General features: G+C 61.5%; 11 protein-coding genes. 1 reads left to right on the top strand and 10 read right to left on the bottom strand.

The genetic code is table 11. The features are described 5' to 3' along the window. Positions 1–4: 4 nt before the first annotated feature. Complete coding sequence (locus IPK70_02470) at positions 5–1507, top strand: NAD(P)/FAD-dependent oxidoreductase (GenBank protein ID MBK8226025.1); 1503 nt, start codon at positions 5–7, stop codon at positions 1505–1507. A gap of 72 nt (positions 1508–1579) precedes the next feature. Here the strand turns inward: IPK70_02470 and IPK70_02465 are convergent, their stop codons facing one another. The 10 genes from IPK70_02465 to IPK70_02420 form a co-directional block, all read right to left on the bottom strand. Then, positions 1580–2689, bottom strand: a complete 1110-nt coding sequence (locus IPK70_02465) for a cytochrome-c peroxidase (protein MBK8226024.1) — start codon at positions 2687–2689, stop codon at positions 1580–1582. Continuing rightward, positions 2686–3690 carry a c-type cytochrome gene (locus IPK70_02460; GenBank protein MBK8226023.1) on the bottom strand — a complete coding sequence of 335 codons (1005 nt, stop codon included), beginning with the start codon at positions 3688–3690 and terminating at the stop codon, positions 2686–2688. The genes IPK70_02465 and IPK70_02460 overlap by 4 nt, the downstream gene beginning before the upstream one ends. Further along, entirely contained in the window at positions 3690–4445 is a 756-nt protein-coding gene (locus IPK70_02455) for a hypothetical protein (protein ID MBK8226022.1), read from the bottom strand. The genes IPK70_02460 and IPK70_02455 overlap by 1 nt, the downstream gene beginning before the upstream one ends. Positions 4446–4558: 113 nt before the next feature. Next, positions 4559–6241, bottom strand: a complete 1683-nt coding sequence (locus IPK70_02450; GenBank protein MBK8226021.1) for a hypothetical protein — start codon at positions 6239–6241, stop codon at positions 4559–4561. Positions 6242–6272: 31 nt separating this feature from the next. Further along, complete coding sequence (gene prfA / locus IPK70_02445) at positions 6273–7361, bottom strand: peptide chain release factor 1 (protein MBK8226020.1); 1089 nt, start codon at positions 7359–7361, stop codon at positions 6273–6275. A 39-nt stretch (positions 7362–7400) separates the two neighbouring features. Then, positions 7401–8567, bottom strand: coding sequence for a phosphoribosylformylglycinamidine cyclo-ligase (locus tag IPK70_02440; protein ID MBK8226019.1), 1167 nt, complete (start codon positions 8565–8567; stop codon positions 7401–7403). 60 nt (positions 8568–8627) lie between these two features. Then, entirely contained in the window at positions 8628–10619 is a 1992-nt protein-coding gene (locus IPK70_02435) for an OmpA family protein (protein ID MBK8226018.1), read from the bottom strand. A 120-nt stretch (positions 10620–10739) separates the two neighbouring features. Continuing rightward, positions 10740–12932 carry a glutamine synthetase III gene (locus tag IPK70_02430; GenBank protein ID MBK8226017.1) on the bottom strand — a complete coding sequence of 731 codons (2193 nt, stop codon included), beginning with the start codon at positions 12930–12932 and terminating at the stop codon, positions 10740–10742. Between the two features lie 135 nt (positions 12933–13067). After that, positions 13068–13997, bottom strand: a complete 930-nt coding sequence (locus IPK70_02425) for a calcium/sodium antiporter (protein ID MBK8226016.1) — start codon at positions 13995–13997, stop codon at positions 13068–13070. Beyond that, complete coding sequence (locus IPK70_02420) at positions 13994–14281, bottom strand: twin-arginine translocase TatA/TatE family subunit (GenBank protein ID MBK8226015.1); 288 nt, start codon at positions 14279–14281, stop codon at positions 13994–13996. Before IPK70_02420 ends, IPK70_02425 begins: the two co-directional genes overlap by 4 nt. Positions 14282–14294: the final 13 nt, after the last annotated feature.

Raw genomic sequence — 14294 nt, 5'->3', positions numbered from 1 at the left:
CCCCATGGAGCACTACGACCTCTGCGTCATCGGCGGCGGACCCGCTGGTTACGCTGCCGCCATGCGCGGCATCGACCTCGGACAGCGCGTGCTCCTGGTGGAGCGCGACAGGATCGGCGGCACGGGCATCTATAACGGCGCCCTGACCTCCAAGACCATGTGGGAGATCGCGCAGCGCGCTTCCAACGCCAACGCGCTCATGCGCACCCGTGGCCGCGAACCTTTCCGCCTCGATTGGAGCGAGGTGATGAAAGCCGTGAACGAAGCCGCATTCGAGCGCAAATACCTCTATGCGTGCCATATGCAGCTCCTGGCCTCGCATAAGGGGAATGGACGATTCCAGCATGAGCGCGGCGAGGCCCATTTCCTGGACCCCAATGTGATCAGGATACAACGGCCCAATCATGTCCTTGATGTGCGCACCGATCATGTCATCATCGCAACAGGCAGCAGGCCGCGCCACCTTCCCGGCATTGAGACCGACGAGCGCCGGATCCTCACCAGCGACGGCATCTTCAGCCTGGAGGAATACCCGCGCAGCATCGTCATCATCGGCGCCGGCGTGATCGGCTGCGAATTCGCGACGATCTTCTCGCTGCTGGGCAATACGCGCGTCCACCTCATCGACCGCGCTGAGCGGATCCTGCCCTTCGAGGATGCCGACGTGAGCGAAGTGGTGGCACAAAGCCTCGAACGGCGCGGCGTCATCATCCATCGCCAGGCGAAACTCGAATGCATCACCTCCATCGATCCCGATCATGAGGGAAATGAAGTGGAATACCGTCTTTCATACCCGGACGGCCGCGCGGAGACAGTGCGGGTGCACAAGGCCCTGCTCTCCGTGGGCAGGATCGCCAATACCGACCGGCTCGACCTGGCCGCAGCTGGCGTGCGCACCGATCCCAGGACCGGGAACATCGAGGTGCACGGCACGCGCACCAGTGTTCAGCACATCCATGCGGTGGGCGATGCCACAGGGACCAACATGCTCGTGAACCTGGGCGAGATGGAGGGGCGTCATGCCGCAGAATGCATCGCGGGCTGCGTGCCGGTGGGGCTCACTTATGACAACATCAGCACCATCATGTTCCTGGAGCCCGAGGTCGCGGGAGTAGGATTGAATGAACAGGAATGCCAGAAACGCGGCATCGCCTATCGGATGGCGCGAGTCGATTACTCGTGCCTCGCCCGCGCCATTGCCATGCGGCGCACCAAGGGTTTCTTCAAGGTGATCGTCACCGATAATCCTGAGATGCGCATCCTGGGCATGCGTGCCGTGGGCGAGCACGCGAGCAGCGCCATCGAAGCCGTGAGCCTCATGATCAAGCTGGGCATCCCGGTGCATGAGCTGGCCAACCTGATCCATCCGCACCCCAGCATCACCGAGGGCGTGCAGGAATGCGCTCGCCTGCTGCTGGGCCAGAGCCTCTTCAAGCCAGAGGTCTTCGCTGATAAGCTGCGCTGCTACGCTTGGTCGCCCGAACAGGAGCGCATGGATGCTGCTTGAAGCGCGGTGCGCTTAAGCTCACCCCTTCGAGCCGTCTTCATCTGAGCAATTGCCCCGACCCACCGCGTAAGGTCACGGCGGACCCGGATCGCTGAACTCCGGATTGCTCAGGAACTCCGGATCCGTGAGCATGTTCAGGAAGGCGATCAGCTGATCCTTCTTCTCCTGCGTGAGTTGCAGCCCGCCAACCGTGTACTTCATGAATGGGCTGATCGTGGGCGAAGGATGGCCGCCGCTGTTGTAGTGCTCGATCACCTCTTCCAAGGTGCCGAAACGCCCATCGTGCATGTACGGCGCGCTCACGGCCACGTTGCGAAGCGAGGGCGTCTTGAACAGGCCCATGTCCTGCGGCAGGCCCGTGATCCCGCCAAGCCCAAGGTCCGTGAACTGGCTGTCGAGGCCATTGTTGCGAAGCAGCCCATCGGTGAACCGTGCGCCGCCATGCGGGTGGCAGTGGAAGCAATCAGCGCCCCATTGCCCCCCCAGCCCATTCGCAGGGTCGCCGCCCTCTTGCTGCGTGAGCAGGATCCCGCCTTGCTCGAGCAACGTCGGGAAGATCTCCCCACGCTGGAATTGATCGAATCGCGAGTTGCCGCTGATCATGGTGCGCAGGAACTGCGCCATGGCCTTGGCCGCTTTGTACTTGTCGATGCTCGACGTCCCGAACGCATCATGGAACAGCTCGCGGTAAGCGGGATCCGCTTGGAGCTTGGCCACGGCGTTGGGCCAGGTCTCGTGCATCTCGATCGGGTTCTCCACCGGCTGCAGGACCTGGTCTTCGAGCGTCATCGCGCGCCCGTCCCAGAAGAAGCGCGTCTCCCAGCCCAGGTTCTGCAGCACCATGCTGTTGCGGTCGCCCTGCAAGCCATCGATACCGGTGCTGAATTGGCTGCCATGATCACTGAAGGCGAAAGCCTGCGCGTGGCAACTCGCGCAGCTCTGCGTGTTGTTGCCGCTCAGTCGTTCCTCGTAGAAGAGGTAGCGCCCCAGCTTCACCCCTTCCACCGTCATGGGGTTGTCCGATGGTATGGTCATCGGCGGGAAATTGGCCGGGATGGCCAACGTGTAGGGTGTGGCGGTGTGGCTGCCGCCGCCATCGTCGGTCTCGACCGGTTCAGGCTCCGGCCGACAGGCGGCCAATGCGACAACGGCGAACAGGCTGATTCGGATGAGGCTCCTCATGGCACTTGATCAATGGGTCGCTCGTCGGTCAGGGCATGGAAGAAGGCGATCAGATCGGCCTTGTCCTGCGGGCTCAGCGCAAAGCTCTGCATTTCGGGGTCGCGGTTCGCATGGGGCAGCCCGCCGCTGGCGAAGAAGTCGATCACCTCCTCCAAAGTGGCTATGCTGCCGTCGTGCATGTACGGAGCGGTGAGCGCGATGTTGCGGAGGGAGGGGGTCTTGAACTTGCCGTTGTCCGAGGGGACCAGCGTGATGCGCTCACGGCCGGGATCGGCATAGGTGAGGTATTGCCCCACATTGTGATAGCCGTGGTCGCTCAGATCGAAGCCGTTGTGGCAGGCCGTGCAATTGAGCTCATCGCTCCTGAAGAGAGCCAGTCCATGCTGCTCACTTGCGCTCAATGCCAAGGCGTCGCCGCTCAGGAAACGGTCATAGCGCGACCAGCCGCTGACCAGGGTGCGCTGGTAGGCCGCCAATGCGCGTGTGAGCTCATAGGCATCCATCGGCTTGCCGTATGCTCGCCTGCTCAACGAGGCATAAGGCTCCAGGTTCCGCAAGTCGGCAGCGGCGCGCGTAATGCTGAAATCCATCTCCAACGGGTCATGAATCGGGGCGATGGCTTGCTGCTCGAGGGTGGGCACGCCTCCATCACGGAAGTAGCCGTTGTGCCAGGCGAGGTTGATGAGCGGGGCTGCGTTGCGCATGCCGGCCAGGCCATCCACGCCGAAGCTCAGCGGAAGCGTGTCGCTGAAGGCATGGTCGGGGAAATGGCACGAAGCGCATGAGACCGTCCCAGTTCGCGACAGCCGCGTGTCGAAGAACAGCTCCTTGCCCAAGGCCACGCTCGCTTCGGTGATCGGGTTGTCGTCTGGTGCATTAATCGCTGGAAAACCCGGAGGCAACAGCAGGTTGAAGGGGCGGTCCGGTTCCGGCAGCTCATCCGTGGCATGCCGGCAAGAAGCCAGCAGGACAAGCGCGCAGATGATCACCGTCCACCGCATCATTCAAGGCTGAGGCTGCGCTTCACATTGCGCGTGAGCTTCAGCGCCAGCGGGTAATTGGCGCCGTGCGATTGGTTCTCCGTCACAACGTCAATCGTCTCTTCGGGGGTTTGCAGGAAGCCGTCCACCTTCACACGGAGCGTCACATCGGTTGTCAGTCCTTTCGTTGTGCTGAAGGGCAGCGCGGGGAAGAGATCAACCGTAGTGTAGCAGGTGTCCATCCCCGTGTGCACGGAAAATGGCGAGAGCAAAGCGCCCGTGCTGAGAGGATCCGGATTGAAGCGCCCATCGAACAGCACGAATTTGTAGCCCGTGGCCCAGCTCCAGTACATGCCGGTGTTCACGCTCATGGGGTGGCTATCGCCATAGAGCGCCACATTGGTATAGTTGAGGTCGTGCGGCAGGCCCAGCCCTGCACGAAGACCAAGCCAGGTCCCCTCGGGAACGCTCAGGTCGAAGCTGCTTGCGCCATTGCCAAGGTCGAGGAGCTTCACGGTACTGAGCAACTCCTCTCCCGACGCGCTCACCGCACGGATATCACTCAAGTAGAAGCGCAGCATCTCCGCTTGGAAACGGATGTCGCCAGGTGCCCGGTACTCAGTGAAGGCTTGGAACGGCTGCCCTTCCCACTCAGGAACCACATGCACGCGCAAGACGGCACTGGTGGGGGCCGACGGTGCGGGGGTCACCGGCTCGTCGGTTCGGCACCCGGCAATCAAAGCCGGGAGGGCAAGGAGTATGGCGCGGTGCTTCATGCGCATGTAACAATCGCGCGACCATTTTGGTTGCGGATCGTGCAAGTTAGCCCTGTACGCAGCCCTGCCGCGTGACGGCCATCACTTTCGAACCAGCCGGACATGGAAAGCCTCTAGGGCGAAGGGGCGGAGCTGATGACCCAGATCGCATCCGTGCCCTCATCGGTGAAAAGGAGCGAGTCGCCGCTGGGCTCATTGAAATCAGCCACCGAACCAATGAAGACCGCGCCTGAGCGCGCAGGCGATTGCCCGGCGCCAATGACATCGAAACATGCACCTGCCGGGTAACCGCCACGCTTGAAATCGAAAAGGGCATAGGATGAAAGCGGTTGCGCCTGACCGATGATGCGCTTCGGTGCGTAAGAATTCAGAGCCCAGCAGGCCCCATCGGCGCGGAAAGCATCGGCCTCGGCAATCGGCAATGCCTTTCGCAAACGGACGGTCTGGCCCGCGAACAGGATCAACGCGATGGGCAGCAGCATCCAACCCGCGGCTCCGAACGTCAGCAACCGTTGCACCAGCAAGCCGATGGAAGCAGCCAATGGAACGATCAGGAATACGAAGACCCGCTCGAAGGGCAACACGCCATGAATGAACGGGAGTGCCAAGGCCAAGGCGACCAAGGATGCGCACAGGACAGCGAGCCTTTGCCGCTCATTTCGCGTGAATGCAGAGGCCAGCAGGACCACCGTAATCGCTGAGAGCAAGCCGGAACGAAATCCCACGAGGCCTTCGAATGCCAGCTTCATGTGCGGCCAATAGGCTTCGGCCATGGCCGCGTAGCCAATCGGGCGCACCCAAGGGTTGTCCAGGAACGCCGCTGGGCCGCTCACGATCAGCGACGGAGCATACAGCAATGCAATGCCGATCACGGCCCTTGCAACAGCGTGCATCACGTGCGAACGCTCATGCCTGAACAGCATGAGCGATCCCAATAGCGCGCCAAAGCCGTAGAGGACCGATGGCGTAACGAACACCCCGAGCATTGCTGCGATCACCAGCAGGTGAAGCGCACGAGGATCGCGGGTCTTCAACCAAAGCGCTGCGGAACCGAAGCCCATTGTGAAGGCCAGCAGCACCATGGCATAGCCCCGGCCCAGATGATCGAAATAGAGCACAAGGGGCGAAGCCATCGCGAAAGCCACGGCGAGGAGCGCCGGCGCAGGGCCGCATATCCGCCGCAGAAGCATGTAAAGCGCACCTTGTGCAAGACCTGCTGCGATGATCGAAGGTGCTCGCAAGGCAAGCAAGGGATCCACGCGCAGCAGGCCGGTGATCGAAGCCAGCAACGTATGGCCGATGTGGTTATTCGGCGCTGCATACCACGTGAGGGCCACAAGCGGTCCACGGTCACCGAAGAGCAGCCAATTGAGCACTTCATCGAGCATGGGCGGATCGGCGACCGCAAAGGCGATGCGCATGACCGTGCAGGCGAGCAATGCGAGCGCGAAGACCCAGCGTTCCCGCATCGTCATCGAGGCCCAGGTTCGTGCAACCGCCGCACGGCCGCACCGCCAAGCGCCGGAAACTGCGGTGCACAGTGCTCTGGCCAGCCGCGGCCATGAGGCCACAATACACGCCGCAGCAGCCCATGACGAAGCAGCCCAGATCAGGCTGATGCGTGTTGGCAAGGGTAGCTTATCTGGATAATCGGGGATCGCACCATAGCCGAAGCTCCGGTCAACCATGGCATCGAATGCCGCCTCATCAATCGCCAGGAGCCAAGCCATCAGCGCTGCCAGCGCGACGACCACGAGGGCCATGATGAACCGCAAAGCGCGGAGGTGCTTCTCCATGATGCGTGGAGTGCACAAGGTAGCCGTGGCTTCAGAGCCCGGCCTCCGCCTTGAGCTTCTCGGTGCGCTCGGCCAGCTGCAACGCGTCTATGATGTCCTGCAGATCGCCGTTGAGCACTTGCGGCAGATTGTGAACAGTGAGCTCGATGCGGTGATCGGTGACGCGGCTCTGCGGGAAGTTGTAGGTGCGGATCTTGGCGCTGCGGTCGCCGCTGCTCACCTGGCTCTTGCGGTGCGCGGCCACGGCGGCCTCCTGCTTCAGCACCTGCTCCTCATAGAGCTTCGTACGCAGCATCTGCATGGCCTTCATCCGGTTGCCAAGCTGGCTGCGCTCGGTCTGGCACATCACCACGGTGCCGGTGGGGATGTGCGTGAGGCGCACCTTGGTCTCCACCTTGTTCACGTTCTGGCCACCGGCCCCGCCGCTCCGCGCCGTCTCCATCTTCACATCGCTCTCCTTCACATCCACATCGGACTCTTCGGCCTCAGGCAGCACATTCACCGTGGCTGCGCTGGTATGGATCCGGCCTTGCGCCTCAGTGGCTGGTACCCGCTGCACCCGGTGCACACCGGCCTCGAATTTCAGCACGCCGTATGCGCCTTCGCCGATCACGTTGAAGATGACCTCCTTGTAACCGCCCACTGTGCCTTCGCTCACATCGGCCACCTCGATCTTCCAGCCGCGGCCCTCGATGTAGCGGCTGTACATGCGGAACAGGTCGCCCGCGAAAAGGCTCGCCTCATCACCGCCAGTGCCCGCACGGACTTCCATGGTGCAGTTGCGCGCATCGTTCGGATCTTTCGGCACCAGCATCATGCGCACCTCCTCCTCCATCGCTTCGATGCCCGCCCGGCTCTGGTCGCGTTCAGCACGGGCCATCTCCAGCAGGTCCGGGTCCCTTTCGCTGCGCAGCATCTCCTCGGCGCCGCTCAGGTCGTCGTGAAGCTTCTTGAACCGGAAGAAGGCCTGCTCGATGGGCTCGAGGTCCCGGTAGCTTCGGTTCAGCTCGACGAACTTCCTTTGGTCAGCGATCACGGCGGGGTCCGCCAGCTGCTTGCCGATCTCGGTGCGACGGTCATGCAGCGAAGAGAGCTTGGCGAGGAGATCACTCATGGGTATACTTCCACGGATGGCACGGATGAATGCACGATGGGAAGGTTAGGCGTAAGTGAAACGGCCATGCGCGCTGGTGAGCACCACCTCCTTCGTTGGCGCGGCCTCCACCCTGCCGATGACCTTGGCGGCAATGCCGAATGACTTCGATATGGCGATGATCTCCTCGGCGCGCGCGGGCTGCACGTAGAACTCCAGACGGTGGCCCATGTTGAAGACCTTGTACATCTCCTGCCAGCTCGTTCCGCTCATCCCTTGGATCGCCGCGAAGAGCGGTGGCGTTGAGAAGAGGTCGTCCTTGATGATCCGGAGTCCTTCTACGAAATGCAGCACCTTGGTCTGCGCACCGCCGCTGCAATGCACCATGCCGTGGATCTCCGGGCGCATGGCGTCGAGCACCTTCTTAACCACTGGAGCATAGGTTCGCGTGGGCGAGAGCACGGCCTTGCCGAAATCGAGCGGCGTTCCTTCCAATGGATCGTTGAGCCGCGCTTGGCCACTGTAAACAAGTTCCGCAGGTGTTGCAGGGTCGAAGGTCTCCGGATACTTGGCGGCAAGTTCCTTCGCGAACACATCGTGCCGAGCGCTGGTGAGGCCGTTACTGCCCATGCCCGCATTGTAGGAATGCTCGTAGGCGGCTTGGCCATCACTGGCCAATGCGACGATCACGTCGCCGGACTTGATCCGCGCATTGTCGATCACGTCTGCCCTCTTCATCCGGCACACCACGGTGCTGTCCACGATCACGGTGCGCACCAGATCGCCCACATCGGCGGTTTCGCCTCCGGTGCTGCTGATGCCGATGCCCTGCGCGCGCATGGACGCGAGGAAGCTCTCGGTGCCCTCGATCAGCGCGCTCACCACTTCACCGGGGATCAGGCGCCTGTTACGGCCAATGGTGCTGCTGAGCAGGATCCCATCCACGGCGCCCACGCAAAGCAGGTCATCAAGGTTCATCACCACGGCGTCCTGCGCGATGCCATGCCAAACGCTGATGTCGCCGGTCTCCTTCCAATAAGCGTAGGCGAGCGATGATTTGGTGCCTGCACCGTCGGCGTGCATAACGAGGCAATGGTCCGTGCTGCCGGTGAGCGCATCGGGCACCACTTTGCAGAAAGCACGGGGGAAGAGGCCCTTGTCCAAGGAGGCAATGGCCTTATGCACATCCTCCTTGCTGGAGGAGACACCGCGTTGCTCGTATCGGCCGTTCATCCGTTCAAAAGAAGAAGGGCATCCGCCGCTGTGGTGGATGCCCTTCCGTTGTGCGGTTCGCTAATTCTCTTTGGGCACGTAATCCGTGCGCAGCACCTTGAAGTCGGTGCGGCGGTTCTTCTGATGCGCAGCATCCTTCTCCTCCGCGGTGGCCATCTTCTTGATCACATCCATCGCGATCACCGGTTCATCGGGGCCCATGCCCACCGGCACCATGCGGTCCCCAGCAATGCCTTTCTCAATCAGGTAGTTCACGCAGCTCTGTGCACGCAGCTGCGAGAGCTCCTTGTTGCCGCCCTTGTACCTGCGGGTCGGCCGAGCATCGGTATGTGAACGAAGCTCGATGACGATGTTCGGATTGTCCATCAGCGTGCTGTACAAGGTCTCCAAGCTGTCTTTCGACTCGGGACGCAGGAAGAACTCATCCACATCATAGAGGATCTGCGGCAGCGCGATGGGGCCTTTGATCGGCTCCAGGAAGTACTCCTTCACGAAGGTGGTGCTCTCCTTCAGACCTACCGTGGTGATCTGGTCCTTCACCACCAGATAGCCTTCCTTCTCAGCCAGGATGCTGTAGCTGGTCTCTTCCTTGATGTAACGGTCCTTGCCGCTCTCCACGAAAGCGAAGCCGCCGTTCTCATCGGTGAGCGCGCTGAAGTTGCTGCCGTTGGTGCCCACCACGCTCACCTTGGCGTTCTGGATCGGAAGTCCGGTCTGCTTGTCATAAACGTTGCCTTGCAGGGCGAAGACGAGGTCGGGCATGTAGAAGCGCCAGATATCGTCCTGGCCCTTGCCTCCGGCTCGGCTGCTGGTGAAGAATCCGCGGTCGTTCTCGCCATCGAACACGATTGCGAAATCATCGCCGGGGCTGTTCAGCGGCGACTTCAGGTTATCGGGCGCGGTCCACAGTCCGTTGGCGGTCTTCTCAGCAACGAACATGTCCATGCCCCCCATGCCGGGATGGCCGCTGCTGCTGAAGTAGAGATTCCCGTCGAAGCGGACGAAGGGGAAAAGCTCGTCCTTACCGGTGTTGATATCTGCACCGAGGTTGGCGGGCTGGCCAGTAGGCATGCCATCCTTGTTCAGCGCCACCTTGTACAGGTCACGGCCGCCTTTATGCCCAGCGAACGGATAGTTGCTGGCGAAGACGAGGAACTCATCGTCAGGGCCGAGAGCGGGGTGGCCGATGTTCAGCGAATCCTCCTTGCCAGCTTCGGTCTTCAGCTTCAGCATCACCGGGGCGCTGTAGTTGTTGCCCACCTTCTTGCTCATCCAGATGTCGCATCCGAGCACCTTCTTCTTCTCGCTGGGGCAACGGGTGAAGTACATGATCGTGCGCTTGCTGTTGAAGATCGGGGCGCCTTCGTTGCCCTCGCTGTTGATCTCGAGCGGGAGCTTCACCGGTTCGCTCCACTTGCCCAAGCGGTCGCGGGTGCTGGTGAACAGGTCGGTGAAGGCATCGCCGGTGATATCGTCGGTTGAACTGCCGGTTGCCGCTGGGCGGCTGCTGGTGAAGACCACCGTTTCATTCTTCTTATCGGCGAAGGCCGGGCTGAAATCCCATTGCGGGGTGTTCAGGAGCACTTCCGGATCCACGCTGTAGCGCGTGGGGCTGTCCTTCCACTTCTGGGCCTGCTGGCAGGCTGCGATCCCGGCGTCGGCGCGAGGGTCGTTGCTCTTCTTCTCCTTGTACTTGTTGTAGTTGGCGATGGCATCGGCGTATTTGCCTTGCTGCTTCTGCATTTCAGCAGCCCAGAAATAGGGGCTGGGGTCGGCGAGCTGCGCCTTGATGGCCTTCTCGTACCAGACCTGCGCCTGAGGAGCATCGCCCAGCATGCGGTAGCTCTCGGCCACCATGAAGATGAGCTCGGCCTTGGTGGCCGCTTTCTTCTCCACGGTGTACGCCTTCTTGTAGAGCTCGATGGCGTTGAAGTAGAAGCCCCTCTGGTAGGCGTCGTCCGCCTCTTTGGCCAAGCGGTTGCCCTGCGCGATGGCCGAAGCCGTGGTGAGCAGGCACAGCACCAAGCTGGCCAGGATCTTCCTTGTTGTCATCAGCATGTGAAATGGTGGCTCCAATCGGGTCGCGGCGAAGATATACAAGTCGTCCAATGGGGAAAGGGCATTGGAAAGCCGAGGATTGCGGCCCCCACCCCCGCCTGATTCCCTTGGTGCTCAGCGGGTGAAGAGCAGCTCGCGCATCTTGGGCAAGGGCCACAATTCATCGTCCACGAGCAGTTCCAGCTTGTCGGCGTGGTAGCGGATGCGCTCGAGGAAGGGCTTCACCTGATCGCAGTAGGCGATGGCTTTGGCGCGCGGCTCTTCAATGGCGTTGGCCTTCTTGCGGGCCTCGATCATTTCTTCCACCAAGGAGACCACAGCGCTAACATGCTCGCTCATCTCTTCAATCAGGCGGATCTGCGTTGCAGTGGCCGTCTTGGCCTTCTCGGGGCTCAGCACCTCGCGGAGTCCGCGTACATTCTCGATCAGGCGGTTCTGGTAAGCAATGGCCACAGGCACGACATGGTTCTGGGCCAGGTCGCCCACCACACGGCTCTCAATCTGGATCTTCAAGGTGTAGCTGTGCAGCTCGATCTCATGCCGGGCTTCAGTCTCAACGGGACTGAGGACGCCCAGCTCATCGAATAGCTTCACGGTCTCCTTGCGGCTCCAGACATCAAGTGCGCGGGGGGTGTCCTTGATGTTGCTCAAGCCGCGCTTCATCGCCTCCTTCACCCATTCGTCGCCGTAGCCATTGCCCTCGAAGCGGATGGCCTTGCTGCGCACAATGAGGTCGCGGATCACGCGCAGGATGGCTTCATCCTTCTTCGTTCCCTTTTCGATCAGCGCATCCACTTCCTTCTTGAAGGCCCTGAGCTGTGCGGCTACGATGGTGTTGAGCACGGTCATCGGCCCAGCGCAATTGGCGCTGCTGCCCACCGCGCGGAACTCGAACTTGTTGCCCGTGAAGGCGAAGGGGCTGGTGCGGTTGCGGTCAGTGTTGTCGAGCATCACCGGCGGGATGCGGCCGATGTCGAGCTTCAGCTCTGTCTTGCGGTCGGGGGTCATGGCCCCTTTGAGGTTCTTCTCCAGTCCATCGAGCAGGCCTCCGAGGTAGTCACCGATGAAGGCGCTGATGATGGCCGGCGGGGCCTCGTTCGCTCCCAAGCGATGGTCGTTGCCTGCACTGGCGATGCTGGCGCGCAGCACATCGGCATTGGCATGGATGGCCGCGATGGTGTTGACGAAGAAGGTGAGGAAACGGATGTTCTCCTTCGGGGTCTTTGCTGGCTTCAGCAGGTTCACGCCCGTATTGGTGGCCAGGCTCCAGTTGTTATGCTTGCCGCTGCCGTTCACCCCTGCGTAAGGCTTTTCATGCAAGAGGACACGGAAATCGTGGCGCTGCGCCACCTTCTCCATCACGTCCATAAGCAGCACGTTGTGATCCACGGCGAGGTTGAGTTCCTCGAACACCGGCGCGCACTCGAACTGGTTCGGGGCGACCTCGTTGTGCCTAGTCTTCACGGGGATGCCGAGCATGAGGGCCTCGGTCTCGAATTCACGCATGAATGCACGGGCGCGGTCGGGGATGCTGCCGAAGTAGTGGTCCTCCAACTGCTGGCCTTTGGCGGGGATGTGGCCGAAAAGGGCTCGGCCGGTCATCATGATATCGGGCCGGGCGAAGAAGAGGGCTTTGTCGATGAGGAAGTACTCCTGCTCCCAACCGAGGGTGCAGGTCACCTTGGCCACATCCTTGTCGAAGTACTGGGCCACCTGGGTGGCTGCCTCATCGATGGCACGGATGGCGCGGAGCAGCGGCATCTTGTAGTCGAGGGCCTCGCCGGTGTAGCTGATGAAAATGGTAGGGATGCAAAGGGTGCGGCCGATCACGAAGGCTGGGCTGCCGGGATCCCAAGCAGTGTAACCGCGTGCCTCGAAGGTGTTGCGGATGCCCCCACTGGGGAAGCTGCTGGCATCGGGCTCCTGTTGCACCAGCATGCTGCCATCGAAGCGCTCGATGCTGCGCCCGCCGCCGATGGGCTCGAAAAAGGCATCATGCTTCTCTGCGCTCAGGCCGGTTAGCGGCTGGAACCAATGGGTGTAGTGCGTTGCGCCCTTGGTGGCGGCCCATTCCTTCATGCCGCTGGCCACCTGGTCCGCCAACTTCCGGTCGATCCGATTGCCGTGATGCATGGCCTGGCGCACCGCGTACCACGCATCCTCCGTAAGGAACATGCGCATGGCGTCCTCCCCGAAGACATTGGCGCCGAAATACTCGCTGATCTTCTGTGAGGGGGGGTCCACGAAGCGGGGGGCACGATTCAGGACATCCTCAAGAGCTTTAATGCGAATCTGGGGGGTGGACATGGAAAATGGTTGTTTTCGGCCGCGAAGCTATTCTGGATTGGGGGTGTGTCTGTATGATTCTAATAAATAGTTCCAAACCCCTGTGCAAAATGGGGGGGGCAGTGGTAAAATGGCGACAACTCGCAGCGGGACTATTCAACCGCGTGCGAGCACCAGCACCAAATAGGCCAGGTAAGCCGCCACTAGAATGGCGCCTTGCCAACGGCCCATCCGCTGCCCGAAACGCATCAGCGGGTAAAGGATCAGTGCGGTGATGAGCATGGCGATCAAGTCGATGCGGAAACTGTCATGGCTGGCTGAGATCGGGTGCACGCTTGCGGTGACGCCTATGATGCCGAGGAGGTTGAAGACATTGCTCCCGACCAGATTGCCCAAGGAGATGTCGGGTTGCTTTCGATAGGCGGCCACGAGGCTTGTGACCAGCTCGGGCACCGAGGTGCCGAATGCGATCACGGTGACGCCGATGAGCTGCTCGCTCACGCCTCCGAGCCTTGCAAGGCCTACCCCGCCATCCACGAACCACTCCGAGCCCTTGGTGAGAGCCGCGATGCCCGCCACGAGCAACAGCACCGCCTTCCACCATGCCATGCGGGGGGGCTCATGCGCGCGCGACAAGGCCGATCTCCTCGATGCCCAGACCATCCAGCCTACATAGCAGACCATCGCCGCCAGGAAGATCAGGCCCTCCCAACGCGCAATCAGATCGTCGTTGAAGAGCCACCAGAACAGCAGACTAACGGCCATCATCACAGGCCAATGGATCCGCCGAGCATCACGATCAACCTCAATGGGGAAGATGAGGATGGCCAAGCCCAGGATCAGGCTTATGTTCACGATGTTGCTGCCTACGACATTGCCGATGGCGATGGCAGGGGTGCCTTTCAACGCAGCCATCAAGCTTACCAGCAGCTCGGGCGCTGAGGTGCCCATGCTCACCACCGTGAGGCCGATGACCAAGGGCGAGATTCGGGCACGCAGCGCCAAGTCAACCGCGCCTCGCACCATGGCCTCTGCGCCCGCAACCAGCACCGCCAGGCCAAGCAGGGTGAGCAGGAGCTCGGTCATGAAGGCTCTTCCGGCTTCGGTTCCAAAGCAGGATCAGCAGGCTTGGCCGAGGGCTCCTCGGCTAAGGCATTGAACTGGCGCTGATGCTCCAAGGAAGCGCGTCGAACCTCGCTCGCGCCCCGATTGATCTCCCGCTGCACCTCGTTGCTGGCATCGCGCACTTGCCGCATGAAGCGGCCCATGCCGCGTGCGATGTCGGGGATGCCCTTGGCGCCGAAGAAGAGCAGCACGAAAAGGATCACCACCAGGAATTCGCCACCGCTGATGTCGAAGATCAGAAGCATAGGGGCGAAAAGT

It is taken from the genome of Flavobacteriales bacterium (genome assembly GCA_016712535.1).
Lineage (GTDB): Bacteria > Bacteroidota > Bacteroidia > Flavobacteriales_F > PHOS-HE28 > PHOS-HE28.
This window is presented reverse-complemented; position numbering and strand designations above follow the sequence as displayed.

Coding starts and splice junctions, on each gene's coding strand:
- IPK70_02470 (MBK8226025.1), top strand. CDS start 5: ATGGAGCACTACGACCTCTGCGTCATCGGCGGCGGACCCGCTGGTTAC.
- IPK70_02465 (MBK8226024.1), bottom strand. CDS start 2,689: ATGAGGAGCCTCATCCGAATCAGCCTGTTCGCCGTTGTCGCATTGGCC.
- IPK70_02460 (MBK8226023.1), bottom strand. CDS start 3,690: ATGCGGTGGACGGTGATCATCTGCGCGCTTGTCCTGCTGGCTTCTTGC.
- IPK70_02455 (MBK8226022.1), bottom strand. CDS start 4,445: ATGAAGCACCGCGCCATACTCCTTGCCCTCCCGGCTTTGATTGCCGGG.
- IPK70_02450 (MBK8226021.1), bottom strand. CDS start 6,241: ATGGAGAAGCACCTCCGCGCTTTGCGGTTCATCATGGCCCTCGTGGTC.
- IPK70_02440 (MBK8226019.1), bottom strand. CDS start 8,567: ATGAACGGCCGATACGAGCAACGCGGTGTCTCCTCCAGCAAGGAGGAT.
- IPK70_02435 (MBK8226018.1), bottom strand. CDS start 10,619: ATGACAACAAGGAAGATCCTGGCCAGCTTGGTGCTGTGCCTGCTCACC.
- IPK70_02430 (MBK8226017.1), bottom strand. CDS start 12,932: ATGTCCACCCCCCAGATTCGCATTAAAGCTCTTGAGGATGTCCTGAAT.
- IPK70_02425 (MBK8226016.1), bottom strand. CDS start 13,997: ATGACCGAGCTCCTGCTCACCCTGCTTGGCCTGGCGGTGCTGGTTGCG.
- IPK70_02420 (MBK8226015.1), bottom strand. CDS start 14,281: ATGCTTCTGATCTTCGACATCAGCGGTGGCGAATTCCTGGTGGTGATC.